We start from the raw sequence: 26,719 nt of genomic DNA, 5'->3' as shown, positions 1-26,719 counted from the left end.
GCCAGGTCGATTCCGACGGTAGTAAGCTGGTCCATGACTTCCCCTCCTGTTCCGATTGATGGCTGACATCTCAATCCTGGCACTCCATGCCGTGCGACTTCAACGTCGCCTCAGGTTGGGGAAGTCCCTCACATTTGAAAAAGTCGTGTTTTGGTTGGGGGCGCAGAAGTTGGCGACACGTTTTCGAGTTGTGGCGCTTAGCGAAGTGGCGAACTCGAACCAGGCAGCGATTGTCGAGGTTGAACGAGTAGAAGAGCTTGTCCTGTCCGCTATCCAATCGACCCATCATGACGATTCACTCCCCGTCGCTCGATGTCTCCCAGGATATCCAACACTCCGCATCTACGGCGACTTTTTCAACAGAATCCGTCCGTAACGGACCGTCAACAAAGGCACCTGGAGCTTGGACCGCTCACATGTCTGCCTCGACACGTTGCAGAAAAGAACGCGGGGCAACGACACATTTCAATCAACTGCATTGATAACACACGAACATCAATGCTTTAAAAAAATTCACTTATCGCGTCAATTTATTTGCGTGAGTATCTGTACTCAAGATTCCAGCCAAATTGGCACGCAAAAAAACGCATCGGAGACAAGCCATGCACGACGCAAGACGCATTCGACGCGGCTAGCGATCGCCACTCGGGGCCGCCAGGTCTCGTGGCCCAGCCTCCACGCATACCAGACATCGCAACGCGAGCGCCAATGGCGCGGCGGCCGCTTTGTCACGTCCGGCGCTCGTTCGAACACCCGTTTCTTATCTATCGCAATGCCCTTCAGGAGACAAACTTCATGCAAATCACCGGTATGTTGCACGGCGCGCGCCTGCTGCAATTCGTCGGATTCCCGGCGAGTGAAATCCTCGGCCCGAGCGCCAGCGAAGAGGAGATCAAGACCTTGATCGATCGCCATCGCCAGATTTTCATCAAGCCCGTCTTCAAGGGCGGAGTCGGAAAGAAGGGTAAAGCGGGCTTGCTCGGCCGCGCCACCGATCTCAAGACGGCGCTGAGCGAGAAAGAGCGGTTGTACTTTGCCCAGCATGCCGTCGGCCACTTGAAAGCGAAGGCGAATGGCGTGACGTTCGAAGCCGGCGTGCCGGCCGAGCATGAAGTCTATTTCTCGATCACCGATTCGACCCGCTTTCGTGCACCGACGATGACGCTCTCGCACAAGGGCGGCATGGATATCGAAGAGGTCGATCCGAAACATGTGGCGATGGTGCCTTTTGATGCGTTGACGGGCCTCAAGGCGTTCGTCGTGGCGAACGCGCTGAGCGAGATCGGCGCGCCGAAGGAGATCATCTCGCCGCTCGTGCAGCAGTTGCCGAAACTCTGGGAGCTCTTTCACGACTTCGGCATGACGACGCTGGAGCTTAATCCGATCCGGATGCGCGAGGACAAGAACGGACGGCTGACACCGGTCGCCTGCGACTTCAAGTGCGGCTTCGATCGCGACGACCCGCGCTGGACGCGTCTTGGACTGCCGCAACACCTGTTCGCCGCCGACTACTCCGACTTCGAGCAGGAGATCAATCAATTGCGCACGCATCAGGGCCAAAGCGATGTGTACGTGATCAACGACAAGGGAACAATCCTCGCGCCGACGTTCGGCGGCGGTGCCAACTCGCTCGTCACCGAAATGCTCGGCGACGCCGCGATCATTTCGTCGGATTTCGGGGGCAATCCGCCCTACGCGAAGATGAAGGAAGTGGCCCGTATCTGTTTCAAACACTGGCTTAAGCAGTCGAACGTGCTTTTCATCATCGGCGGCAAGTCGAACAACACCGACATCTTCGAGACGCTGCGCGCGATGGCTGATGCCCTTCGCGAACACTTCAGCGAGCATGGACCGACGCCGCTCTACGTGGTGCTGGGTCGCGGCGGCCCGAACCTCGTGCGCGGCATGGCGGCGTTGAGAGACACCTGCGACTCCCTCGGCCTGCCTTACAGACTTTTCGGATTCGACTCCGACATCAGCGAAGTCATCCAGTACGCACGAAAGGCCGATGCGTGGATGCGAGAGGGTGGCCGGGCCAGGATCGCAGCACGGACCGGCGCGACCGCGATGAAAGCCGAAACGGCTCAGGCTTGAGGAGCACGACATGTATAAACAACACAGCAACCCGTTCAAGTACTTCGTCGGCGTGAACTCGCTTGCACAGATCGCCACGCGCGACGATCGCGTGTGCGTGCTCAATATCCTTGGCGGTGAGTCTTCGGATGTGACGCCCGTTAGTCATGCCTTCTCGGGCGGCAATATAGTCTTCGGTACGGCACCGGGGAAGGGCGGGCAAACGCTCGCCACATCGGCCGGCGATATCCCGGTGTACAACAACGTCCGCGAAGGGCTGGAGGCAGGGCACCGCTTCAACTGCGGCGTGGTGTATCTGCCGCCATCGGCTGCCCGCGACGGCGTTGCCGAACTGATTCGCGTCAATCCCGACCTCAAGAAGATTTTCATCATCACCGAGAAGATCGCCGTGCATGACGCCCGCGAAATCCGCGCGATGGGTCAGCAAGCGGGCATCGACATCTTCGGGGCGAACGGGCTGGGCGTCGCGGACTCGTGGAATCGCGTGAGAATCGGCGGAGCGCTCGGCGGCGACAATCCGGACGATTCGCTGCGCAAAGGTTCAATCGCTATCTTCTCCAACTCCGGTGGATTCAGCACGACGATCGCGCAATATCTGCGCATGAGCGGCTGGGGCACATCGACCGTCATTTCGAGCGGCAAGGACGTCTACATCCACTACGCCGCGCCGGAATTCGCATTCGCACTCGCCAACGATGCGCGCAGCAAGGCCGCCGTGCTCTATTGCGAACCGGGCGGCTACTACGAAGCCGATGCGACCTTTACGAAACCGGTGGTTGCCTGCGTGGTGGGCCGGTGGAAAAGCCGGCTGACGCGCGCGGTCGGTCATGCGGGCGCGATGGCCGGCGGTTCCGATGACGCGCAAGCGAAGGAACGCTGGTTCATGGAGAAGTTCGGCGTCGACCGGCTCTTTAGCCCAGACGATCCATGCTGCTCGGCCAAGGGCGCGGTCGTCACGAATATTGCGCATATCCCGGCGGCGCTGACCGCCGTCATGCGCGCCAACGCGACGATGCCCGACTTCGAGCCCGAAGGCAGCCTCGCGCTCAAGCCGTGGTTTGGCTCCGATCAAGAGATCGAGTTGCCGTCTGCCCTTGCGATTCCCGTGGTCCGCGCGGTCGCTCCGTATGACGAGCAAGTCTTGCAGGTCAACAGCCAGATCGGGGCGATTGCACCGCGTCAGACGCTCAAAGACGCATCGGGCGCGTCGCAAATGGACGCGAAAACGCAAGTCAGCAGCCTGCACGGAACCTCGATGCTCGACGCCGCGACGCGCTCGCTCGAAGCGAACGTGAACCTTGCCTTGCTGCACGAATCCGGCGGCGAGAACGACGAGAGGCTGATCAGCGTAGCGATCGCGGCTTCGGTCAATCTGCATGGAACGCCGGAACTCGTCGCCGCCCAGGCGGCGCGCGAGGCGGGCAACGCCCCGAACGCGATTCTGGCGGCTGCGGCATCGATCGTCGGGCCGAATCGTCAGCGGGCGGCGCGCGATGCCGCCAAATGGCTGATCGATCGCTTCGCGGCTGCGGGCCTCACGAACGCGCTCGATGAAAGCTTCGATATCGGCCAGATCGACGCCACCGGCTGCGAGCCGCTCTTCGTCGATGCCCGCGATCCGCGCGCCGAAGCGATGCTCGCGGGACTTGCGAAGCGTGAAGCCAGGTCAGTGCTAATCCACTGGCTGGCGTCGCAGCCGGCGCACCCGACGGCGGATGCCGTCCTCGCCGCGATCACGACCACGTTGGCGTGGGGTCCACTCATGCGCAAGCGTGTGTCGCGCGTGACCGCAGAGAGCTTGCCCTGGTGGACGATGCTGTTCGGACGTTTGATCGGCGCTTCGGCGGATGCATCTCGTCACGCCCCGGAAGGCTTCTGCGGCTTCACCACCGAATCGCTGCTGAATGAACGCAGCCTCACCGAGGTTTGTTTCGCCGCATTGCTCGATCTCGAACCCGGCTGCGACGATCTGTTCGCCTTCAAGACGCTCGTCGGTCTGCTGCTCACCAACGGTCCAGGAGCCATCTCGGCGCAGGGTGCGAAAGGCGCCGTCTCGGCCGACGGTCCGGAAAGCCCCGAGCGCGTGCAACTCAACAAGGCGCTGGTCGGCTTTCTTTCGCATACCGGCTATACGCATGGCGGCAACGGCTATGAGGGCGTCGCATTCCTGATCGAAGCGTTCAGGGACAGCGGCCTCGACGATCCGGCCGACCCTGGACATGGCGTGGACCTGCGCGCGCTGGCCCAGCGCTCGGTTGAGCGTTACGCGCAATACAAGGCGCGGCAGAAAAGCGCGGGTAGCCTCGATATCGCGAAGCTCCCGGGCGTCAATCATCCGGTGTTCAAAGACAGGCCCGTCAATCACGACCCCCGCGAGGTGTTCATCGCAAACTTGTGCGAGAAGCGCGGGGAATACAACGTGTTCCATGCGTTCTATCGCGAAGTTGTACAGGCGTTGTTCGATGCCGGCGTGTCCCGCAACGTGTACTGTGTCAACATAGACGCGGTGATCGCGGCCCTGCTGCTGAAGATGTTGTGGCAGCCGCTTAAACGTGGTGAATTGACCGAGCGCGATCTGGAAAGCGCCGCGTTCACGATCTTCCTTTATCCCCGCATGCTCGGATGCGCGGCGGAAATCGACGATCACCTGAACCGGGGACGCAACATGGACACCCGCACGCCCGCCTCCCAGTGCCGCTTCGTGGCTTGAAAGCAACCCGGCACTGATAACCAGCGAACATCAATCGTGCCGCAAATAGCACTTAGCGTTTCCCGCTGTCCGGGCGAGTATTCGACAAACAACAATGCGCCCGAACACCACGACGTTCGAAGTTTTCAGGAGACACCTGTATGCATCCCTCCTCAAGCAGCTTGCCCCCGGGGCAGACGAAGACGTCCGCCGTATTACGCGTGACAGCGGGCAACTTCCTGGAGCAGTTCGACTTCTTCCTGTTCGGCTTCTAAGCAACGCAGATCGCCGCGGTTTTCTTCCCGGCGGCGAGCGAGTTCGCATCGCTGATGATGACCTTCGCCGTCTTCGGCGCGGGCTTCCTGATGCGGCCGCTCGGTGCGATGGCTCTGGTGCAAATGGCTGGTCAAATCAAGTTTTTTCCTATCGATATGGATACCATATCGATTGAAAAGAACGGTATTCCAGACAGCGAGCGCAGCGGTATCTTTAAGTCCGAGCATGGAGAAGTTGAACTGCCCCTTGCGAATGCGATGCATCAATTCGATGCCTGAAATCGTGGTCATGGCATTCCTGAATCGTTTGAAGCCGAGCATCACATTCGTTCTGGACTTGATATTTCGATGGTCCTGCTCGATCAAAATTGTTCAGGTACTTCGAGGACCGGATATTGGTGTCCTCAGGCAGCAAGCCGTCGGCCTTCATCTCGCGCACAGCGCGGTGCGAGGCGGCATACCCGCCGAGCGTGATCGTCTCCGGCGGCTGGCCCTGATGTTTGATTGCCTTGCTGAAAAAGCCTTTGGCCGCGGCCACGTCGCGCTTCGCTCTGAGCATGAAGTCTCCCGTCTGGCCGGCTCGATCTACCGCACGGTACAGATAAGCCCACTTTCCACGAACCTTAAGGTAGGTTCGTCAACACGCCATGACCGCCCTGTGGGTATGCCAAAACAATTCCAGCGCTTGACGAAGTCCGGCGTGAAGCGCTTCACCCAATGCATAATCGTGGTGTGCACCAGCGACAAGCCGCGCTCGGCCATCATCTCGACCAGATCGCGCAGGATAAGCTCGTAGCGAAAGTACCAGCGCACGCAGAGAATGATGATCTCCCGATAAAAATGCCGGCCATCAAACAACGCCTCCAGGCCATTGCGCTTGCTCATCACCGACCACCAGATTGTTGGGCTGAATACTTCAACCGATTCGCCGAGCCTGTTTGCACCAGAACCTTTCCATTGGCCGCCGACCTTAATGTCGGTCTCGTCGACACGCCAACTCTTGCCCATGGAGCGCTTGTGGCGGCGAAACGCCTTCTCCAGTACCGGCAGCAGCTTGATGTCCCGGCGGTGCACGGTCGAATGATCGACCGAAACGCCGCGCTCAGCCATCATTTCTTCGAGGTGCCGCAGGCTGAGCGGATAGTGCGGGCGTTTCAGTACTCGGGCCACCGGAGGATTCAACGTCTTCGTCGAGGCTTCAGTCGTTCATGTCCTTCCGCACATCATAGCGAACCACCTTACTGCGGAACCTATGGTGCGGCCGTCTGCTTGCGACGTGCCGTCCCGGCCGAAAGCTCGGTGATCGCGATGTCACGGAAAGTTGCCGTGCCGTTGTCGGCGAAAACAGCGACGCGGTCGTCCTCGAGTGCCGGAAAGACAAGATCGGTGATGACGGTCGCGCCGTCATGTGCAAAGACCTCCACTGAGTCTCTGTCTATCACGACCCTAAGCCGCAATGCACCGCCCGCGAGAGGCAGGTTGACGATGTGCCGCTTGCTGAACGCTGGCGAAAAACCGGTCTCGCCGGAGTCCGCGCGGTCGAGCGTCAACGTCTGACGGCGCGTGTCGTAAACGATTCGTGTCCCCGTTTTTCCATCCGCCGATCCGCGCACGATGAGTCCCATGCGCTCGGCTGACTGCGGGTCGATCGTCAACTCGATGTCCTGCACGACACCGCGTGTTGACGGCGGGAGAGCTCGAGTGCCTGAACTGACGCTGAGTTCGCCGATTTTCGTCGTGGTGCTCGCACGTACGAGCGCCGCGTATTGCGCGACGGGTTCGAAGGTCAGCGTCGGCGTGCCGTCGAGCGTCTTGAGTGCGAGCTTGCGCGGCAATGCCATTGCGCCCTTCCACGGCGTGGTCGGTATGTGGTCCGCGTAGTCCCAGTTGCTCATCCAGCCGATTGTGACCGGCGCTCCGCCAGGTGCGCCCGCGAACGTGCCCGCCGCGTAATAGTCCGCACCATGGTCGAGCCACAGATAGCGGGACGGGTCCGAACCCGCAGGCGGCATATGCTCCGGCGTGAACGTCTTGCCGTCGAATTCGCCGATGAAGTACATCGCCCCCGAGCCGCCCGCAATCGACCAGGGGTTGACGTTGACGATCATTACCCACTTCTGCTTGCTGCGATCGCCATCGAGTGGAAGAGGAAACAGGTCCGGCATTTCCCACAACGCTTCGCGGTGCGGAACATCGGGAAGCGAGAAGTCGCTGAGGAACGTCCAGTCGATGAGGTTATCGGAACGGTACATCTTGACGACATGCGCGTCGGCGACAACCGCGGTCATCAGCCAATAAGCGCCCGGCGCGTACCAGGACACCTTCGGATCGCGAAACTGCTTCGATTCCGGGGCGAGCGTGAGCACGGGGTTGCGCTTGTAGAACTGCCACGTCTTGCCATCATCGAGGCTATAGGCAAGCGATTGAGCCTGGATACCCGGTGCATGTCCGGAACCTTCCTTGTAGACGCTCGTGTAAAGCGCAATGAGCGGGGTCGAATGGGGCGGGCCGAGGCCGGACGAATTGCGCGCATCGACGACGATCGAGCCCGAGAAGATTTCCTCGTTCGTATTGGCATGCATTGCAACGGGTTGTTCCCGCCAGTGCAGAAGATCGCGGCTGGTCGCATGCCCCCACGACATGTTGCCCCACGCGATTCCGCCGGGGTTGTACTGGTAGAAAAGATGATAGTCGCCGTTGTGGTACACGAGCCCGTTGGGATCGTTCATCCAGTTGCGCTGTGGCGTGTAGTGGAGGGCAGACCGCCATTGCGGGGTGCCGTTCTCGACGCGGTCCGAAGAGGACGGCGATGCGAAGGCGACGCATGGCGCGACACACATCGCGATGGATGCGCTCAGCAAGGCGAACAGCCATGCAGGCCGCAAGGGCAGAGTGAGGTCGGAAAATCGTTGCAGCGCGTGCATGTAATGTCTTGTCCAGTGGTGGACGCATGCCTCGTGGGAGACGAGGACTGCATGTGGTATTGCGAGAAAGTGTGCGAAGGCACAGGGCGTAAGCGCTGCTTCAAGCAGCACTGACAACGGCCCGATCACGTGCCTGGCCCGAGAACGACGGTGCCCTTGCGCGTGTTGGCGGCGGTGAGCCCGCGACGCGCCGTCTCGCGCATCGCGCGGTTCACGGTGTTTACATTCAGGCCGAGGAAATCCGCGAGCACGCGCTGTGACGGCAGGCGGTCGCCGGGTCTGAGCCGGCCCGTTACGATGTCGGTCTCGACTGCCGCGACGACTGCGCGGTAGGCCGGACCTTCATATTGATGCAGGTCTGGAATCCAGCAGCGGTTCATGGTCACAATCCTCGTGCCGATTGCCACAGCGCAGTGTAGCGTTAGCCAGGCACGACGAATCAACTGTCGGGCGCCGGGCTTCCGTCCACCTGCCGTGCGGCTGCAGCGCTATGCAATGGTCGTCCTCGCGCTGCTGACCGTGTGCGGTCTTTAGTTAGTGATCGCCAGACTTGCCGCGGCCTGCGTCCAGGTTGGCGGGAATGTCGCCATAGCCGCCGAGTCCGCCGTTGCCATACGTCCTGTCGACGGATGTCGACGCGCCCGCGATATTCAGCTTCACAGTGGGCGCCAGCGTGCCGCCGCGTCGCGGGCCTATCGCGTCGATGAACGATTCGACGAGGCCGCCGGGCATCACATAGTGCGAATACGACTGGAACGCGCGCGGGTTCTGGTTCGGGTCGAGCGCATACGGCGCGCCGATCGGCTGGTCAAAGTCGGTCGGATTGCCGAGCACCAGACCGCTGCCCTTGTTCAGCGGAAGGAAGTCGCTGCGAATGCCGTTGCCGACGAAACCATAGACGCCGTCCGGCCCGTCGACGCCCGCTGCATAGGTCGGACGGTGGCTGATCGTGAACAGATAGTACTTGCCGTCCTTGATGTAGATCTGCGGCCGCTCGGTCTGATCGTTCACGCAGTTGGCCGACAGGAGAGGCGGCAGGAACTTCCACTGCGTGAGGTTTTCGTTCGTCGCGACGGCAAGCCCCACGTTCGCCTTCTGATATGTGGCGCCCGAGTTCATCACGGCGTTCAGGTCTTCGCGGTACGGATCGCCGGGTGCATAGCCCAGATCGGCCTCGGTACACGTGCGCGCGCCGCGCGGACCCGCCGTGTTGCCTTCGAACACCATGAAGGTCTTGCCGGGATGTGCAGGATCGACGAACACGAACGGATCGCGGAACGAGTAGTAGCCGTTCTGATCGCGTGACTGATACAGCTTGCCGTCGGGTTCGAGCAAAGGATCGTGCTTGTCGAATCCGTCGAACCACACGTGTTTGTCGTCGGCGTGAATGTGGCCGTCCGTGCGCGAGATGATGGCGATGGGCGGCGTGATGTCCTGGCCGCCCTCGGCGGTGCGATTGAACGACAGCGCCGTGTAGTACAGGCTCACGTTATTGCCGTTAGTCAGGCGCGCCGAGCCCGACCATTCCGCGTTCTGCGTCATCGGCGCGGTGCCGAATACCCTGACGCTCGAACCGTCCGGAAACAGATGGCCGCCGTAAGTCCAGCCGCCGTTCGCCGGACGCTGCGACGCCGGAATGCCCGCCTTGCGATAGAAGAAACCGATCCGCGCATGCACATGACGATCGTCGAACGAATAGCCCGCATGCGGATCGGCCGTCAGCGAAAAGATCACTTCCCAGCCTTTGAAGCTCAGGTTGTTCGCGCGAACGTCGGACAGCGGCCAGGTATCCCATACCCAGACGTCCGGGTTGATCAGCGGGAAGTTCGATGCAATGTCCGGCATCGTCAGCGAGGCAGGCAGGGAGTTCTTGTCCACGGCCGTCGCCGTATGCGACTGGGCCTTGATCTGGCGCACGTCGGCACGGGTCCAGCGCATCGTGAAACTGCTTTCGGGGTCATAGGCCTGCTGCGAGTGCGGAGTCGGGGCAGGGAAACCGGTAGCCGACTGGGCCAGGGCGGGCGTACCACTGGCGGCGAGTAAGGAACCGGCGACGACGCCAGCTCGCAGGCGAGGGCGCATGGGGGTCGAAAAAAACGGAAGCAATGTCATGGGGCCGCATCCAGAAAAGTGAATAAAAATTGCTGTTGCGTTACATCCAAACCGGTTTGGATAATAACCAAAACCGGTTTGGAAGGCAAAGAAAGTTATGTGACAGGATAGAATGGTGCTGTCGAGGTACGTCCGCGCGGGTGCGGTGCCTTTAGTTTTGCAAGGTGAACGGTGAAGGTAAATCTGAAGACGCTGTCCGACTCGCTCGGCCTTTCGAGGACGACGGTGAGCCGTGCGCTTAACGGTTACGACGACGTGAATGAAGCAACCCGCGATAGGGTAAAGGCGGCCGCGGCAGCGCTCGGCTACCATGCGGACCCGACCGCGCGTCGGCTTGCCACCGGACGCGCAGAGGCGGTCGGCATTGTCTATCCGTTCGGCGTGGGCGATCTCGGCGACCCGCGCTTTGGCGAGGTCGTTGCAGGCATGACGGAGGCGCTGGCGGAAAACCGGCTCGATCTCATCATTGTGTCGGCGCGGCCAGGAGCCGAAATGGATTCGTACCGCCGCCTCGTCCATAGCAAACTGGTGGATGCGCTCGTTGTTGCCCGAACGCTCGTCGACGATCCGCGCATACGTTTCCTGCAGGACCACGCGTTGCCTTTCGTCGCCTACGGCCGCACGCATAGCTCGCAGCCTTATCGATGGTTTGATTTCGATAACGAGGCGGGCGCGCGCGCGGCGGCCGAACGCCTGATCGGGCTCGGTCATCGGCGCATCGCAATGGTCAGCGCGCCGCTGTCGATGAGTTTTGCAGCGCAGCGTCGCGAGGGTTTCCTGGCTGCGTTGCGCGATGCCGGCATCGCGCCGGACGCTTCTTTGCTGGTCGAGACGTCATTCGACAGGACAGGCGGTCGTGAGGCGATGCGCGCGTTGCTGAGCCGCGCGCAGCCGCCCACAGCCGTGTTGGTCGACAACAATATTGCAGGGACGGGCGCGTATCGCGCGCTCGTGGAGAGCGGCAAGAAGGTCGGCGCCGAGGTCTCGCTGATCGTGTATGACGGCGTGCCGCCGGATGTGGCGTTTCCTCACACCGTCACGGCCGTCGTGCAGCGTACTGGTCAGTCGACGGGGCGCATCATCGCGGAACTCGTGATGGATGCGATCAACGACCGCACGAGTTGCACACATCGGCTCGTGCGGCCAAGCGTGGAGATAGGTGATACCGATGGGCCGCCTGTCTGACCGCGCGCTCGCGCGGCCAGAGTTCCGCCGATTCCAACGCGGACGCATGAACGCCACTTTCGTTCTTTGCAAGTTTCCCTCGCACGGAAATTCCGTGCGATAAGCGGATTCGACGTCATGTCAAGAAGCCAGACTGGCAGTGAGCTGCGCCAGTTTGCACGAGCCTGTCGAGCGTATCAACGTCCGATTCAAGTTCGCGCGAATTGATCGCGAGACCCATTGGACGCGTGCTAAAACTTGTATCCGATGGATACACACGAAATGATGGGATTAACCTTGAGCTTCGCACTGCTGGTCACGGTACCCAGCTTCGACTGCGTTGTCAGCGTTGCCCGGACGGACAGCCACATGTACGAAAGCGAGGCATCAACCGACCAATGTTGGTTGATGTTGTAGGTCAAGCCTGCGTTGATCACAGGTGCAAACGAGTGGCTCAGCTTGACGGTAGTCGGCCCCTCGAGAGCGGTCCCAAGGGTTGGCGAATTTAAAAACGCGCCGCTGGCCGCAGCCGGTTCAAGTTTCGCGCCACTAAACCAGACATAAGCCGCTCCCGCAGCAAGATATGGTCGAAGGTTGCTCGTAGCATCGTTGAAGTAGTACTTCAGCAATATTGTCGGACTCCACTCATATGCCGAGCCCGCCCGCCCAAGAGAGCTGAGCGCGCCGGCGCCTGTTAGCCGAAACTTGGGCGGAATGCCACCTACCGCCGCGGTGGCGATGTGATCGGTAATAAAGTATGTGGCGGCGAACCCGACCGTATCGGCATTGTCGACCGACGTGCCGGTGCCCGCCGCGGTGACGCTGCGGCCGAGTGCGTTTATTGTGAGTGGTTCGCTGGAGTCCTGTGGCGCGAAATGGAACCAACCTAAGTTCGTGACGATATCTCCTGCTCTTTGCGCCTGAGCTGCCGTGCACGTGAGCAGTGCGGTGGCAACGGCAAAAACTCCCTTTTGCAACATCCTGTCTCCTCCGGTTTTACGTTTATGGTGATGAGGTGAAACGGCAAAGCAACTGGGAGGCGGGACGCGAGGGCGCTACCGGAGGCGCTCTGTCACGTCGCAAACGTCCTCGATAAAGCGGCCCCGAGTCGAGCCCGCGGCAATCCGACTACCTTCTGCGATGAACTCTTCTCCCAAGGTGCCAAATTGCCCGCGATAACACTCGATAACCTCATCCAGTGATTCGCACGCAGGCGGATCGTAGTGACGCACAATGCGGCGTGTTCCGGATTCGGTCGTGCGGTACACGGTGATCTGGTGATAGTTGCCCGCTGCGATCGCTTGCGCGACAGAGCGGCCTTCCTGGACCATCATTGACTCCCGTTTGGCGTTCAACGCCGATGATTGTCGAAAGTGCCCAGCGTCTGTTTCACCCCTTTGCGAGCGCGGTTCGGAGTACGCCGTCGTTCGGCAGGCGCAGAGGCTGAATCAACGAAACCATGTCCTGCGAGTAGGATTTGCTCATGGCGCATACTCGGAAGCGTCGAGGAGGGGTGGTGGCACCTACCTGCCGGTGGTGTCGGAAACACCAAGCGGGCGCGTTTGCACGTGCATATTTATAAATCCGATACCGAGGATAGTTCTGAATCGCTATACAAAGCGTATAGTACGCAAACTATATTAAATGTATAGTAAGTGAAAACCACAACCGACTGCCGAAGGGCGAACCTGTCTGAGCGCGGCATGCCGATCCGGCTCGGTAGATTACGGCCGGGTATCGTGGTCCTGTGAGCGAGGATGCTCGGCGAACGTTCGCTCGATCATTGGACTTATTGAATTTCTGGACGAGACGGGCACGACGTCGCGGGGGGCAGATCCCTTGCGACTCTCGGGTCAGATTGTGGGCTTAGGTGAAGTTACGCGCAGGACTGTGGGGCAGCAGCTTTTGCCGGAACGGGTCGACATGCGCGATTCCGTCACTGCTTGACGGCAGATGGAGCCTTTTGGCATCGCGCCTGCCGATCAACCTGAAAGCGCCTTCGAGCGATGCACCATCGCTAATGTCCAGCGTCGACGAAGTCGTCGGCCAAGGCCAGCGTTCCGCTTCGAGTGCGTTCAGTGCGGCCGGCTGAATATACGGCTGATAGTAATTCGGCAACATGCGGCGGCAACACCGTCTGTTGTCGCCTGCTTGATGCATTCTCTCGCACTGTCGACAGGACAAGACTCGCTCAGGCGCACCACGCCCGATCCGCAGTGTGCGGATGCACGCAGGGCGGCCCGACGCATCAGGGCTTGTATTCGAGAACCTTGAATACCTGCGTGAACGCTTGTCGGCTTCCTTGTAAGAGGGTTGCGCGCCCTTCGCGGAGCGCATGTGCAGGTGTGACCTGGCGCAGGGCCAGCGCCATGAACGTTTCCACGTCGCACTGTACCGTAAGGTCGGTGGGCTCTGCGCTCGCACCGGAGCGGACCAGCACCTTCCCGTCGTTCACCGGGATATGGAAAACTTCCGCCCCCACATGGAACTCGTACAGGGCTCGCAAACCGGCGCTTGACGCCGGATTGCTTGAGCCCGTCAAGGACAGCGCGATGAGTTCCGCACGGGCACTGGACGGATCGATGCGCTCGTCGACCGGCAGGCGCAGACCCCAGAGTCCAAGCGCGATCAGTGGCTTGCGCAATTGTTCGCCCAATTCCGTCAGTTCGTAAGCTGGCGCTGCGGCGGGCGCTGGCAACGTGGTCGGTTGGAGAATATCGCTCTCCGCCAGCATTGTCAGGCGCTCGGACAGCCGGTTTGCGCCCATGGCAGGCATGATCGCCAGCAGATCCTTGAACCGCTTCGGACCCAGCAGGAGTTCGCGGATCACGAGTAGCGTCCAACGATCGCCGAGGACGTCTAATGCCCGGGCCATTGGGCAAAGTTGACCGTAGGTTTTGTTTGGCATGTCAATATTGTACAAGCCCCTGCTCAAGCGAAGACGGGTGGAACTCGACAGTCGAGGACCAAACGGGAAATCCGCGTCGCAAACCCGATCGTAATCAGATGTTGCGGCGCCGCCTTCGTGGTTGCCTGCATCAGTAGCACATCAAGTTCTGTGAAGAGTCGCGCCCAGCCATCGCGGATCAACGGCCGGGCGTCTGCTCGCCTGGCCATGATCGAAGACTTCGCAGCGGGCCCTCTGCACGGTGCGTGCGCCGGTCCGTCCCGGAATTGGTTGACGAGCCGCGCTATCGCCGCTGCGACGAGATAAACATTCATCGCCGCGGCTACCCTGGAAGAGACGCCATACCCAGCACCAGCCCACTCGAACGGCAGACGCGCCTCGGATTCCTGCGATGTCAATGTCGTAACCGGGCCCACGTTTTTGCTCCCGATTCGAGGCTCTTAGTGCATCTCACGGATGTAACTATATCATTTGTATAGTCACATAGCTATACAAATGATATAGTGATCTGGATGGGCATAGCTAGGCTTTGTGCATCTTTAGCCTTTGACTCGGACGGTTCCCGTCTGACGTTGCTACCCGGCAAGCACGGTGCGGTAGCGGGCCCGGTTGTATGAGGCCTTCGCATTAAGTCTATGGAGACCCGAATGAGCAGAAAACACTGGATCCAGTCGTACGGCTCGATCCCCCCTGAAATCGACGCCGATCGCTATCCGTCCGTGACCGTGCTGTTGCAGGGCGCAATGCGCCAGTTCGCAGAAAAACCAGCCTTCCGTGCCGGTGGCCGGACCCTGACCTACGCCGATGTCGACCGCCTCTCTACTGCGTTCGCCGCTTACCTGCAGAAAATTGTCGGCGTGAAAAAGGGGGATCGGGTGGCCGTGATGCTGCCGAACCTACTGTCGTTTCCGATCGCCCTCATCGCTATTGCAAAAATCGGTGGCATTCAGGTCAACGTCAATCCGCTATACACGGCGCGGGAGCTCGAGTATCAGCTTAATGACGCGGGCGCCGAAGTAATCGTCGTCCACAGCGCGTCAACGTCCACCTTTGCGCAAGTGGCCGCCAGGACGGGCGTCAGGCTGATGATCACAGCCGGCCCCGACGACGGCGCCGCTGCGAATACAGGGCCCGTCGTCGATGAGTCGCTGTGCGAAGGAATCACTCTGCAAGCAGCGATCGATCTGGGTGAGAAGCTCGAACTCGATCCGGTGACGGTGCGCGGCACGGATTTGCTCTTCCTGCAATACACCGGCGGCACGACCGGGCTTTCGAAGGGCGCGGCGTTGTCGCATCGCAATCTCATTGCCAACATCGAACAGTTCAAGGCCTTCATGCCCGATGCCCACCGGCCCGGCAAGGAGGTTGTCGTGACCGCGATCCCGCTGTACCACATCTTCGCGCTTATGGTGAACTTCCTGACCTACTTCTCCGTCGGCGCCGAAAACTGGCTCGTGGCCAACCCGCGAGAGTCCGATCGCCTTATCGATGTGCTGAAGGCCGCACGACCGACTGTGTTTTCGGGTGTCAACACGCTGTACGCTGGCCTGGCTGCTCATCCACGCCTGACGGAGGTCGACTGGTCGAGACTGAAGCTTTCCGTCGGCGGCGGGGCGGCGGTGCTCGACATCATCTCGGCGCGGTGGAAGGCGGTGACGGGCAGCTTCATCCGTGAAGGCTACGGATTGTCGGAGACTTCGCCGGTCGTTTCGCTTAACCCGCAGTTCGTAAGCGACTTCACCGGTAGCACCGGTCTGCCGCTACCTTCCACCGACGTCAGGCTGCTGGACAACGAGGGCAGGGATGTCGGTATTGGTGAGGCTGGCGAGATCCATGTCAAGGGACCGCAGGTGATGTCCGGATACTGGGGACAGTCGGAGGCAAACGCCAAAGCGCTTACTGCGGACGGTTATTTCCGCACCGGTGATATCGGCATCTTCGACGACAGGGGTTTCCTGAAGATCGTCGACCGCAAGAAAGATATGGTTATCGTCTCTGGCTTCAATGTTTACCCAAACGAAGTGGAAGCGGTAGCGACCACATTTTCGGGCGTCGCCGAATGCGCCTGCATCGGCGTGCCTGACGAAAAAACAGGAGAGGCGGTCAAGCTGTTCGTCATCAAGGAGCCTGGAGCCGATGTGACTGAAGAAGCACTGCTTGCCCACTGTCGAGCCGGCATGGCGGCGTACAAGGTACCAAGGATTATCCATTTCGTGGACGTACTTCCGAAATCGACTGTGGGAAAGATCCTTCGGCGGGAGCTTCGCAACATTGCATGAGCGCCAGGTGGCGCGATAGTTGGACTATGGATTACGTGACCACTAAAACCAACGGAGACAAACCATGAACATCTTGCACGCTGAAGCCGACGTCGAAGACGCCACCGGTGCCGCATCGAGGTGCCCGCAATGAGCGCTTCCTACGATTTCGATTACATCGTCATCGGATCCGGTTTCGGCGGTAGCGTGTCCGCCTGCCGGTTGACTGAAAAGGGCTATTCGGTCGGCGTGATGGAGATGGGTCGCCGTTGGACGGCTGAGGACTTTCCGAAAACCAATTGGAACGCGCGGCGCTGGATGTGGCGGCCAGGACTCAAAATGTTCGGCTTCTACAACATGCGCATCTTCCGCCACGTGATGGTTCTGACGGGCAACGCGGTCGGTGGCGGTTCTATCACCTACGCGAATGCGTTACTGGTGCCCTCTGACAAGGTGTGGGACGAGGGCTCGTGGGCCGGCCTGAACGACTGGAAGGGCATCATGCCGCAGTACTACGCCATGGCGGAAAGAATGCTGGGTGTAACAGAGAACAAGATGCTGGGCGAGGCGGATCTGCGGCTCAGGAAGATGGCGGACTTGCAAGGCGTAGGCAACACGTTCCACCACGGCCGCGTGGCAACCTTCTTTGCGCCAGAAGGCGAGGCCGGCGGCAAAAGCTATCCGGATCCTTACTTTGGCGGCGAAGGTCCCGAGCGCGGGACTTGCGTAGGTTGCGGCGGCTGCATGGTGGGTTGCAAGCACAACGCCAAGAACACGCTCGACAAGAATTATCTCTACTTCGCGGAAAAACGTGGCGCGCAGGTCTTTGCCGAAACCAGGGTGATCGACGTACGCCCGCTCAACGGCAAGGAAGACGGCAGCGACGGCTACGAGGTGTTCACCGAACGCTCAACTGCGTGGTTCGACAAGCAGCGGCGCAGCTTCCGCTGCCGCGGCGTCGTATTTTCCGCTTCTTCATTGGGCACGATGGAACTGTTGTTCCGCCTTAAGGCAAGCGGCTCCCTGCCGCGCATCAGCGACGACCTTGGCAAACGTGTGCGCACCAATGCTGAGTCCCTCGTCGGTGTGCGCTTTCCAGCGAAAGACAAGAGCATGTCGCCTGGCGTGGCCGGCGGCGCCGGCGTCTACATTGACGAGCATACACATATAGGCGCGGTGCGTTACCCGGAAGGCTCGGACGCGACCGGTCTGATGATGACGTTGCTGTCTGGCGGTCGTGCCGGGTGGTCGCGGATTTTTACCTGGCTATGGACGCTGCTAACTCATCCGCTGAAAGCGATGCGCGTGCACAACCCTTTCGGGTTTGCGCGCCAGACAGTCCTGTTCGTCGTGATGCAGACCGTGGACGCGATCATCAACATGCAGTTCAAGCGCCGCTGGTATTGGCCGTTTGCAAAACAGCTGTGCAGTCAGGGAGGTCCGATTCCCACCTTCATCCCTGAGGCCAACACCTTTGTGGAAAAGGGCGCAAAGGCTTTAGGCGGCATCCCTATGACCTTGCTCACTGAGATCCTGTTCAACATCCCCACGACGGCGCATTGCATGGGCGGGTGCGCGATGGCGGACTCTCCCGAGCGCGGCGTGATGGATGTGCAGAACCGCGTCTTCGGTTATCAGAATCTGCTGGTCTGCGACGGCTCGATGCTCAGCTCCAACCTTGGCGTGAACCCCAGCCTGACCATTACTGCGCTGACCGAGCACGCGATGTCCCACATTCCGGCGAAACTGCCCCCTGCAACTATTCTTCCGAGTACTCCTCATGGCCAATCCGTCACCATCTAGCTCGAGCCTGCTGAACCTGCCGTTGCGCCTGCCTAATGGCAGCGTGCTCCGCAACCGTCTCGCCAAGTCGTCCATGAGCGAGACGCTGGGCACTTACGACAACCATGCGACACCCAGACTCGTCGAGTTGTACCGGCGCTGGGCCGCTTCCGGCCTTGGCCTGCTCCTGACCGGTAACGTGATGATTGACCGCCGCGCGCTGGGCGAGCCGGGCAACGTCGTGATCGAGGACGAATCAGACATGCTCGTCCTGAAACAATGGGCCCGCGCGGCAACCGAGCAGGGTGCGGCCCTGTGGGTCCAACTCAACCATCCCGGCAAACAGTCGCCCAAGGGCCTGAATGCCAGCAATCTCTCGCCATCGGCAATTCCGTTTCGCGAAGACATGGCCGCGTTCTTTGAGACCCCACGGGAGGCCACCGTTGCCGAGATTCGCGACATCATCCAGCGCTTTGGGCGCAGCGCTGCCATCTGCAAGAGAGCCGGCTTCAGCGGCGTGCAGATTCACGGCGCTCACGGCTATCTGATCAGTCAGTTCCTGTCACCTCACCACAACCATCGCTCTGACGAATGGGGCGGTAGTCCCGAGAACCGGCGTCGCTTCCTGATGGCAGTCTACGCCGAGATTCGTCGCGAGGTGGGCACCGATTTCCCGGTGGGCATCAAGCTGAATTCAGCCGACTTTCAGCGCGGCGGTTTCACCGAAGAGGAGTCGATGGCGACCATCCAGGCGCTTGTCGAGGCCGGCATCGATCTCATTGAGATCTCCGGCGGCACCTACGAAGCGCCGGCCATGAGCGGAGCCTTCCAGAAGCCAGGAAAGGCCTCCACAGCAGCTCGCGAAGCGTACTTTCTGGAGTTCGCGGAAAAAGTGCGCAAAAGGATCCAGGTACCGCTAATGGTCACTGGAGGCTTCCGCACTGCCGACGGCATGAACGCTGCACTGCGTTCCGGGTCACTGGACGTTGTTGGCCTGGCACGACTGCTCGCGATCGACCCCGATGCGCCTGCAGCTTTGCTGCAAGGTCGAGACAGCGCGCAGCGCGTACGGCCGATCACCACGGGGATTAAGCCTGTGGATCGCATGGGGATCATGGAAGTCCTGTGGTACACGCGACAACTCAAACGCATTGCCGGGGGAGGCAATCCCCGCCCCAGCGAAAGCGGCCTGATGGCCTTCCTCAAAAGCCTGATGGATAGCAGTTGGGGCAAATATCGCACCAAACGCATGCGGGCTTGATTGCTGACACGACCTTTCCGCTATCGCCTTCATCAAAATAATGATCATGGAAGTCAATGCAATGCGTCATCCACTGAAGGCGAGCGTCCTGGGGCTCGCCCTGGCAGCAACTATCATCTCATCGACAGTGCGCGCGGCCGAGGTTTCACCAGATAGCGCGATGATGAGTTGCCGGAAGGGCGAAGAGCACGTTTGAAGTTTTGATGGAATAGCCTTCTCGTTCGGCTGCTCGCGCCGAACAAGAGAATTCCATACTCATACTTGGTCATCTAACAAGGATTAGAACGGAGTACCTGAGGCCAGAAACAGAGAAACGACTTACGTAAAATAATACTGAGGCGTACCAATTGGAGTAGTCCTAATATTCTGGATAGTTGTTGTGGAAATGCCGCCTAACTTTCCCAATGAGGTGATTGATGGAGGAAATTTTGCTGAATAAAACGGAAACTCGTTGCCTCGTATATTCCGGGGAGCAGGCCGATATTTTTGAAAAGTGGGTTCACTATTTCGGGGCGACCGACCCAAATGAACTCGATCTTGGAATGCTAGTGGCTATCCACGATTGGGTCATGGACCGTTTGGAGCCGAGAGCGAGAGATCAACGGCGAGAACGATAGTCGGTTCCGCAGGGGGCTCATCGGCTGTCTGATGTTTTGTGCTCTATGAGTCCCCGCGACTTCCAGTCGGCCGTCTGTGTCCGTGTCACTTCGGGTGATTGCGCGCTGTCGCGGGCGAACTCAGTGACGCGAGAATTTTGTCACGGCAAACCGCCAGGATTTCGTCGGCCAGCGGCGAGTCGTCCGGACAGGCCCGTGACATGACGATGGCGCCTACTGCGTGCGCCAGTATGTCAAGGGACTGGGCTCGCGCCCGTCCCGCATCCACGCCGTCCGACGCAGTGCCCTCGGGAGACAGCACCGCCAGCAGGCTCTCAATGCCGGCCGCGAAGGTGGCCCGAACTGCTTCCGGCTGACGCGCGGCATCCCCGCCCAGGGCGGCCATCGTGCAACCGGTCGCGCGGGTGTCCCGGTGCTCGCGAGAGAGGTAGTACTGCACAAACTCAGGCGCGTCCACACCCGCGCTCAGCGCCGCGGTCTGCGCGATTCCGCACGCCGCCGATTCCGCCATCAGATCTGCCTTGGAGCCGAACTGCTTGTAAAAGCCGCCGTGGGTGAAGCCGGCGGCGGCCATGAGATCGGCAACGCCAATCCCGTCGTAGCCGCGCTCCCGAAACAGCCTGGACGCCGTCTCGACAACGTGCTCCCGGTTGGCCTGCGCCTGTGCCTTGGTGATCTTCATTTCTTGACCACGGTGGGTTCATGTGTGAAGGCTTCATTATACATTGATGTCGTTCGTCATCAAAACATTGACAGTTTTGATTATACTCGTCATCATTGATTCTGTTCCCAACCTCGAACCTGACGCAACATGACCGACAAGACGCTTTTCGAGCCCTACGCATTGGGCCGTCTGACCCTCGCCAATCGCTTTGTCATGGCGCCGCTGACCCGCAACCGCGCGGGCGCGGGGCTGGTGCCGAGCGAGCTGGCTGCGACCTATTACGCGCAGCGTGCCTCAGCCGGCCTGATCATCACGGAGGCCACTCAGGTGTCGGCACAAGCTCAGGGCTATCAGGACACCCCCGGCTTGTACACCCCCGAGCAGATCGCCGGTTGGCGCACGGTCACCGAGGCTGTGCATGCGAGGGGCGGGCGCATCTTCGCGCAACTCTGGCACGTCGGCCGCGTTGCGCACATCGATCTGCAGCCGGGCGGCGCTGCGCCGGTCGCACCGTCAGCCATTCGTGCAGCGACCAAGACCTTCGTGAACAACGGATTTGCCGACGTCTCCGAACCGCGCGCTCTGGAACTCGCCGAACTGCCGGGCATCGTGAACGACTTCCGCCAGGCTGCGGCGAACGCCATTGCAGCCGGCTTCGACGGCGTGGAGATCCACGGCGCCAACGGTTACCTACTGGAGCAGTTCATCAAGGACGGGGCCAACCAGCGCACTGACGCCTACGGCGGCTCGATCGAGAATCGCGCGCGCCTGTTGCTGGAAGTCGTCGCCGCCGTAGTGGAAGAAATCGGCGCCGACCGTACCGGGGTGCGCATCTCGCCCGTGTCGCCGGCAAACGGCATTTCCTGCAGCGATCCTCAGTCGCAGTACGACTACATCGCCGGGCAGCTCAGCGCGCTGGGCATCGTCTATCTGCACGTGGTCGAGGGGGCGACCGGCGGCCCGCGCGACGTCGCACCGTTCGACTACGACGCGCTGCGCGGCCGGTTCAAGCAAAGCTACCTGGCCAACAACGGCTACGACCTGGAACTCGCTACGGCCAGCCTCAACGAGGGCAAGGCGGACCTTTTCGCCTTCGGCCGTCCTTTTATCAGCAACCCCGATCTGGTCGAGCGCCTTAAGACCGGCGCACCGCTGGCGCAGCCCGACTTCGCCACGCTCTATGGTGGCGGCGCTGCTGGCTACACCGATTACCCGACAATCGCCGCCTGAGGCGCGCGCTGCTTGCACCCCCGTCAGAGCGACCCTAGCAAAGCAAATAGCCCATGACCACACTTCCGACTGTTCTTATCACCGGCGCCTCCTCTGGCATCGGCGCGACCTACGCGGACCGCTTCGCCCGCCGCGGCCACGACCTCGTGCTGGTTGCACGCGACAAGGCGCGCCTCGATGCGCTGGCCGCGCGCCTGCGTGAACAAAGCGGTGTGGCCGTCCAGGTGCTGCAGGCCGACCTCACCCAGCCCGCCGACCTGGCTGCGGTCGAGACTCGCCTGCGCGACGACACTCGCATAGGCGTCCTTATTAATAACGCCGGCATGGCCCAGTCCGGCGGCTTCGTCCAGCAGACGGCCGAGGGCATCGAGCGCCTGATCGCGCTCAACACCACGGCGCTGACGCGGCTCGCAGCCGCGGTCGCTCCGCGCTTTGTGCAGTCTGGTACTGGCGCGATCGTCAACATTGGCTCGGTGGTGGGTTTCGCGCCCGAATTCGGCATGTCGATCTACGGCGCCACCAAGGCGTTCGTACTGTTCCTGTCGCAGGGACTGAACCTGGAGTTGTTACCCAAGGGCGTCTACGTACAGGCCGTGTTGCCGGCGGCGACCCGCACGGAGATCTGGGAGCGTGCCGGCATCGACGTCAATGCGCTTACCGATGTGATGGAGGTCGGCGAACTGGTCGATGCGGCACTGGTCGGCTTCGATCGCCGCGAACTGGTCACCATCCCCCCGCTGCACGTGGCCGAGCGCTGGGACGCGCTGGACGGCGCGCGTCAAGGACTCGTGTCGGACATTCGACAAGCGCATGCGGCTGAGCGCTATCGGCCAGAAGCCTGACCACGGCGGATTCTGTCTGACTCGAAAGCCAGGCCATGCCTTGTCGACCGATAACCATTGTTTTCCTCTGTGAACTGTCCGCTGCGCTTGTTTCACCGTTCGCTGCGGCCAGCGAGGCGAAGCCCCGTTAGGACTTTTACCCGGAGTGCTGGCATTTCGGGTGAGTGAGCGTGCGAAGGCTCCCCGACCAGACCGGCACCCTGCTTCGGCCTCTCAAAAGGTAACTATATGACTGATACTCACGTCACCACGCCCACCCGCTTCGTTCAGGTCGACGGTACTCGATTCGCCTACCGCCGCTGGGGCAACACCGCCTCCTCGCAGCCGCCTTTACTGTTTCTGCAGCACTTCCGCGGCGGCATGGACCACTGGGACCCGTTGATAACGGACGGTCTCGCAGAAGGTCGCGAAGTAATCCTTTACAACGGCCGCGGCATCGCTTCGTCCGGCGGTCAACCACGCACACGCATCGAGGACATGGCCGATGACGCAGCCGCCTTCGTTCGCGTGCTGGGTTTGCAGCAGATCGATGTTCTCGGCTTTTCGCTGGGTGGCTTCCAGGCGCTGGACCTGACCCGGCGCCATCCTGAACTGGTGCGCAAACTGATGCTGCTGGGCACCGGCCCTCGAGGCGGCGACCCCGACATGGAACCGCGCGTGCTGAGCACGGCCGTCAACCCTGTCCCAGTCTTCGAAGACTTTCTCTACCTGTTCTTCGGCCGATCGGCGCAAGCTGAGCAGGCAGCGCGCGAGTTCTGGGAACGGCGTCATCAGCGCGCCGACCAGGACCCCCCGTCTTCCGCGGAGGTCGCGAAAGCGCAGATCGAGGCCAACATGCTGTATCTGCCAAGACTCTCGGAAGACGATCCATTCGCCTACCTGCGCGGCATTCAGCAGCCCACGTTCATCCTCAACGGCGTAAACGACGTGATGATCCCGACGGTCAACTCGTTCTATATGGTCCGCAACCTGCCGAACGCCCAGTTGTTCATCTACGCGGACTCGGGTCACGCTGCACAGTTCCAGCACCCGCAGCGCTTCCTAAATCACGTTGAGCAGTTTCTTGCCGAGTGACGGCGACGGCAGTGTTCGCCCGAACTCGCATTTACATCATGTTTCCAGGTTGGCCGCCATGTTCAAGTTCAAATTTCTGTTGTGGGCGTTTGCCCAGATCCTGAAGCGACAGATCAAAAACAATCCCAACTGTGCGCGTTACGTCGCGGGCAAGACCTTGGTGTTTCAGATTCGCACGGTTTCCGGCGCCGGTCGTCATTACGTCATCCGCGATGGCGTTATCCGATCTTTTGCCGGACTGACGGCGAACCCCCAGTTCACGCTCAGCTTCAAGAATGCCGCGAAAGGCTTCGAGACCCTGTCGGCCAAGGACAGTCAGGCGGCCTTCCTCCGGAGCCTCGGCAGCAAGGACTTGACCATCAGCGGCGACTTCCACGAAGTGATGTGGTTTCAGGGCCTGACGGCATTCCTGCAGCCCCCGAAAGTCGTCTCGCCGTACGACCGTACTGCTTTCTGAGTTGCCCATGAAACCGGCTCTGCTGAACGAGCCGTTGTCAGCGTTCCTGGAGTCCTGTCGTCAAGCGGCAGGGAAACCTTTCGCAAGCGGCTCCTGCGGGCGCGCAATTGAGCGCGAGGGCTCGTAGTCAGAAACTCATCGCTGATGAACGTCATATGAAACGATCCACGACCCGATCGAAGGAAGCCACACACCAGCGTATCGTGGAAGCTCGCGCACACGCGATCCGCCGCTGCGGTTATGACGGCATCGGCATTGCGAACATCATGAGAGAGGCTGGGCTCACTCACGGCGGGTTCTACGCGCATTTCGTCTCGCGCGAGGCCATGCTGGCCGAGTTGGCGGACCGCGCGGGAGCCGAGGCCATCGCCACCTTTTTGCGCTTCACGGAAGCAGTGCCCGCCGAGCAATCCCTGCAGGCACTGCTGTGCGCGTATCTGTCTACGGAGCACGTGAAGAACCCGGAGGTCGGTTGCCCGATCGCCGCCCTGGGATCGGAGATGCCGCGTCAGGCGCCGGGGGTGCGACGCGCAATTACGCGCCGCATCAAGGAAATGATCGACGTGGTCTCACGCCAATCGCCCGACTGGGGTCAGCCCGGCGCGCACGAGCGAGCCCTGGCGACCACTGCCACGATGGTTGGGGCGGTGGTGCTGGCGCGCGCAGTCGACGAAGAACCGCTGTCCAATCTGGTGCTGGAGGCGGCGCTGGAGCATTTGGTCCCAGCAGCGGGTTGAGTTTCACCTGCTTTTTTTACCCTTCAGCATGACGCTTGACATATGAAACGCGTGCCCCAAACGGAGAATTGACCATGACATTCAAGGCGCTGCTGGCCACCAAAACTGGCGATGTGATTTCCACTGCCCTGGTCGACTTCGACGAAGCCGATCTGATGCCAGGCGACGTCACTGTCGCAATCGACTATTCGACGGTGAACTACAAGGACGCGATGGCGGTCAGCGGCCGTGCGCCAGTGATCCGTCAGTTCCCACTGATTCCGGGCATCGACTTTTCGGGCATCGTGGAGGCGTCATCGCACGCAGGGTTCGCGGTGGGCGACCGCGTTGTCGCCAATGGCTGGGGCCTGAGTCAAACCCACCATGGCGGTTTCGCGCAGAAGGCGCGCGTCAGCGGTAAGTGGCTAGTCAAGCTGCCGGACGTCTTTTCGACGCGCGATGCCATGTCGATCGGCACGGCGGGGTACACCGCGATGCTGTCCGTGCTCGCGCTGGAGCATGCAGGAGTGACGCCGGACAAAGGCGATGTGCTTGTGACCGGGGCCGGCGGCGGGGCCGGGTCCATCGCCATCGCTTTGCTGTCCAGGCTGGGGTATCGGGTGGTCGCTTCGACCGGACGGCTGGAGGAAACGGTCTACCTGCGCGAACTAGGTGCAGTTGAGGTCATCGATCGCAGCACGCTGTCCGGGCCGGGCCCATCGATTGCCAGGGAACGCTGGGCCGGAGCGATCGACTCGGTGGGTAGCCACACACTGGCCAACGTGCTGGCGCAGACCTGCTACCGCGGCGCGGTGGCAGCCTTCGGGCTCGCGCAGGGCGCGGACCTGCCCGGCTCGGTGTTGCCCTTCATCCTGCGCAACGTGACCCTGGCCGGCATCGACTCGGTCAACGCGCCGCAGGCGGTGCGGCTGGAAGCGTGGGCACGTCTGGCCACCGACCTGGACCCCGGAAAGCTCGCACGCGCTACCCAAGTGGTTGGCTTGGCCGAAGTGCCTCGCGTTGCAGATGCGGTACTTCAGGGCCAGGTGCGTGGCCGCACCGTCGTTGACGTCAACGCTTGAAGGTCGAACCCAAGGGATCGATGATGACCAGTTTCAACCCGGATACCCAATTGGCAACGTCCTATGCCCAGGCACAGAATAGCCTCGTCAAGGCAGCTGAAACCACCTTCGGTTACCGCGAACTGGGCCAGCACGGCGGCACGCCTCTGGTCCTGCTGAACCACTGGGGCGCCGTACTGGACAACTTCGACCCGCGTATCGTCGATGGCCTCGCCCGGACGCATCGGATTATTGCGATCGACTATCGGGGAATCGGTTCGTCCGGCGGCATCGCGCCCGTGACCGTGGACGAGATGGCGCGCGACACAATCGCGCTGATCCGCGCGATGGGTTTCGATCAGGTCGATCTGCTCGGCTTTTCGCTGGGCGGCTTCGTGGCGCAGGACGTGGCGCTGAAGGCGCCTGGCCTGGTGCGCAGGCTCATCCTCACAGGTACGGGGCCCGCAGGCGGGCAAGGCATCGATCGCGTAGGGGCCATGTCCTGGCCACTGATGCTCAAGGGCCTGGTGACGATGCGCGATCCCAAAACCTATCTGTTCTTCACCCCCACCGCCAACGGCCGCCAGGCAG

20 protein-coding genes and 3 pseudogenes are annotated in these 26,719 nt (G+C 61.0%); 14 read left to right on the top strand and 9 right to left on the bottom strand.

From position 1 onward, the window contains the following. Positions 1-795 precede the first annotated feature (795 nt). The 3 genes and pseudogenes from B0G75_RS38475 to B0G75_RS38465 all read left to right on the top strand — a co-directional run. Entirely contained in the window at positions 796-2,094 is a 1,299-nt protein-coding gene (locus B0G75_RS38475; RefSeq protein ID WP_106314842.1) for an ATP-grasp domain-containing protein, read from the top strand. Between the two features lie 10 nt (positions 2,095-2,104). Continuing rightward, positions 2,105-4,804 carry a CoA-binding protein gene (locus B0G75_RS38470; protein WP_106314833.1) on the top strand — a complete coding sequence of 900 codons (2,700 nt, stop codon included), beginning with the start codon at positions 2,105-2,107 and terminating at the stop codon, positions 4,802-4,804. Positions 4,805-4,944: 140 nt separating this feature from the next. Continuing rightward, positions 4,945-5,175: pseudogene (locus B0G75_RS38465) on the top strand (citrate-proton symporter); the annotation flags it as partial. A gap of 120 nt (positions 5,176-5,295) precedes the next feature. Here the strand turns inward: B0G75_RS38465 and B0G75_RS38460 are convergent. The 5 genes and pseudogenes from B0G75_RS38460 to B0G75_RS38440 all read right to left on the bottom strand — a co-directional run. Further along, positions 5,296-5,943: pseudogene (locus B0G75_RS38460) on the bottom strand (IS6 family transposase); the annotation flags it as partial. A 66-nt stretch (positions 5,944-6,009) separates the two neighbouring features. Beyond that, a pseudogene (locus B0G75_RS38455) lies at positions 6,010-6,240 on the bottom strand (IS6 family transposase); the annotation flags it as partial. Positions 6,241-6,308: 68 nt separating this feature from the next. Beyond that, positions 6,309-7,982 carry a glycoside hydrolase family 32 protein gene (locus B0G75_RS38450; RefSeq protein WP_374956961.1) on the bottom strand — a complete coding sequence of 558 codons (1,674 nt, stop codon included), beginning with the start codon at positions 7,980-7,982 and terminating at the stop codon, positions 6,309-6,311. Between the two features lie 125 nt (positions 7,983-8,107). Continuing rightward, positions 8,108-8,362 (bottom strand): GntR family transcriptional regulator, encoded by a 255-nt coding sequence (locus tag B0G75_RS38445; RefSeq protein ID WP_106314832.1) that lies wholly within the window; start codon positions 8,360-8,362, stop codon positions 8,108-8,110. Between the two features lie 154 nt (positions 8,363-8,516). Beyond that, positions 8,517-10,094: a glycoside hydrolase family 68 protein gene (locus B0G75_RS38440; RefSeq protein ID WP_374956960.1), complete on the bottom strand. Its 1,578-nt coding sequence runs from the start codon at positions 10,092-10,094 to the stop codon at positions 8,517-8,519. A 171-nt stretch (positions 10,095-10,265) separates the two neighbouring features. Between B0G75_RS38440 and B0G75_RS38435 the strand changes: the two genes are divergently transcribed. Continuing rightward, complete coding sequence (locus tag B0G75_RS38435) at positions 10,266-11,279, top strand: substrate-binding domain-containing protein (protein WP_106314831.1); 1,014 nt, start codon at positions 10,266-10,268, stop codon at positions 11,277-11,279. A 230-nt stretch (positions 11,280-11,509) separates the two neighbouring features. Here B0G75_RS38435 and B0G75_RS38430 read toward each other — a convergent pair whose 3' ends face one another. The 3 genes from B0G75_RS38430 to B0G75_RS38415 form a co-directional block, all read right to left on the bottom strand. Beyond that, on the bottom strand, positions 11,510-12,238 hold the full coding sequence (locus B0G75_RS38430; RefSeq protein ID WP_106314830.1) for an OmpW family protein: 729 nt from the start codon (positions 12,236-12,238) through the stop codon (positions 11,510-11,512). Positions 12,239-12,313: 75 nt separating this feature from the next. Beyond that, the gene (locus B0G75_RS38425; RefSeq protein WP_146142594.1) at positions 12,314-12,592 is read right to left on the bottom strand and encodes a hypothetical protein; all 279 of its coding nucleotides are present in this window, start codon (positions 12,590-12,592) and stop codon (positions 12,314-12,316) included. 914 nt (positions 12,593-13,506) lie between these two features. Next, positions 13,507-14,181: a winged helix-turn-helix transcriptional regulator gene (locus tag B0G75_RS38415; RefSeq protein ID WP_258194935.1), complete on the bottom strand. Its 675-nt coding sequence runs from the start codon at positions 14,179-14,181 to the stop codon at positions 13,507-13,509. 632 nt (positions 14,182-14,813) lie between these two features. Here B0G75_RS38415 and B0G75_RS38405 point away from each other — a divergent pair. The 3 genes from B0G75_RS38405 to B0G75_RS38395 all read left to right on the top strand — a co-directional run bounded on the left by B0G75_RS38405 (position 14,814) and on the right by B0G75_RS38395 (position 19,467). Beyond that, a complete protein-coding gene (locus B0G75_RS38405; RefSeq protein ID WP_106314825.1) occupies positions 14,814-16,445 on the top strand; it encodes an AMP-binding protein in 1,632 nt (543 codons plus the stop codon). A 129-nt stretch (positions 16,446-16,574) separates the two neighbouring features. Then, positions 16,575-18,227, top strand: a complete 1,653-nt coding sequence (locus B0G75_RS38400) for a GMC family oxidoreductase (protein ID WP_106314824.1) — start codon at positions 16,575-16,577, stop codon at positions 18,225-18,227. Next, positions 18,205-19,467, top strand: a complete 1,263-nt coding sequence (locus B0G75_RS38395; protein WP_106314823.1) for an NADH:flavin oxidoreductase/NADH oxidase family protein — start codon at positions 18,205-18,207, stop codon at positions 19,465-19,467. The genes B0G75_RS38400 and B0G75_RS38395 overlap by 23 nt, the downstream gene beginning before the upstream one ends. A gap of 702 nt (positions 19,468-20,169) precedes the next feature. Here B0G75_RS38395 and B0G75_RS38380 read toward each other — a convergent pair. Continuing rightward, positions 20,170-20,766 (bottom strand): TetR/AcrR family transcriptional regulator, encoded by a 597-nt coding sequence (locus B0G75_RS38380; RefSeq protein WP_106314821.1) that lies wholly within the window; start codon positions 20,764-20,766, stop codon positions 20,170-20,172. A 129-nt stretch (positions 20,767-20,895) separates the two neighbouring features. Between B0G75_RS38380 and B0G75_RS38375 the strand changes: the two genes are divergently transcribed. The 7 genes from B0G75_RS38375 to B0G75_RS38345 all read left to right on the top strand — a co-directional run. Then, complete coding sequence (locus B0G75_RS38375; protein WP_106314820.1) at positions 20,896-21,978, top strand: alkene reductase; 1,083 nt, start codon at positions 20,896-20,898, stop codon at positions 21,976-21,978. Between the two features lie 53 nt (positions 21,979-22,031). Beyond that, positions 22,032-22,820, top strand: coding sequence for an SDR family oxidoreductase (locus B0G75_RS38370; RefSeq protein WP_106314819.1), 789 nt, complete (start codon positions 22,032-22,034; stop codon positions 22,818-22,820). Between the two features lie 228 nt (positions 22,821-23,048). After that, positions 23,049-23,894: an alpha/beta fold hydrolase gene (locus tag B0G75_RS38365; RefSeq protein ID WP_106314818.1), complete on the top strand. Its 846-nt coding sequence runs from the start codon at positions 23,049-23,051 to the stop codon at positions 23,892-23,894. 58 nt (positions 23,895-23,952) lie between these two features. Further along, entirely contained in the window at positions 23,953-24,351 is a 399-nt protein-coding gene (locus B0G75_RS38360) for a helicase (protein WP_106314817.1), read from the top strand. 155 nt (positions 24,352-24,506) lie between these two features. Then, positions 24,507-25,088: a TetR/AcrR family transcriptional regulator gene (locus tag B0G75_RS38355; RefSeq protein WP_106314816.1), complete on the top strand. Its 582-nt coding sequence runs from the start codon at positions 24,507-24,509 to the stop codon at positions 25,086-25,088. Positions 25,089-25,162: 74 nt separating this feature from the next. After that, positions 25,163-26,149 carry an MDR family oxidoreductase gene (locus tag B0G75_RS38350; protein WP_106314815.1) on the top strand — a complete coding sequence of 329 codons (987 nt, stop codon included), beginning with the start codon at positions 25,163-25,165 and terminating at the stop codon, positions 26,147-26,149. Between the two features lie 23 nt (positions 26,150-26,172). Further along, the coding region (locus B0G75_RS38345; RefSeq protein WP_146142596.1) for an alpha/beta fold hydrolase at positions 26,173-26,719 on the top strand (547 nt) is incomplete at its 3' end.

The sequence above is a fragment of the Paraburkholderia sp. BL18I3N2 genome (assembly GCF_003001875.1).
Classification (GTDB): domain Bacteria; phylum Pseudomonadota; class Gammaproteobacteria; order Burkholderiales; family Burkholderiaceae; genus Paraburkholderia; species Paraburkholderia phytofirmans.
Note: the sequence above shows the minus strand (reverse complement) of the source record. Positions and strands in the feature narration are given on the sequence as shown.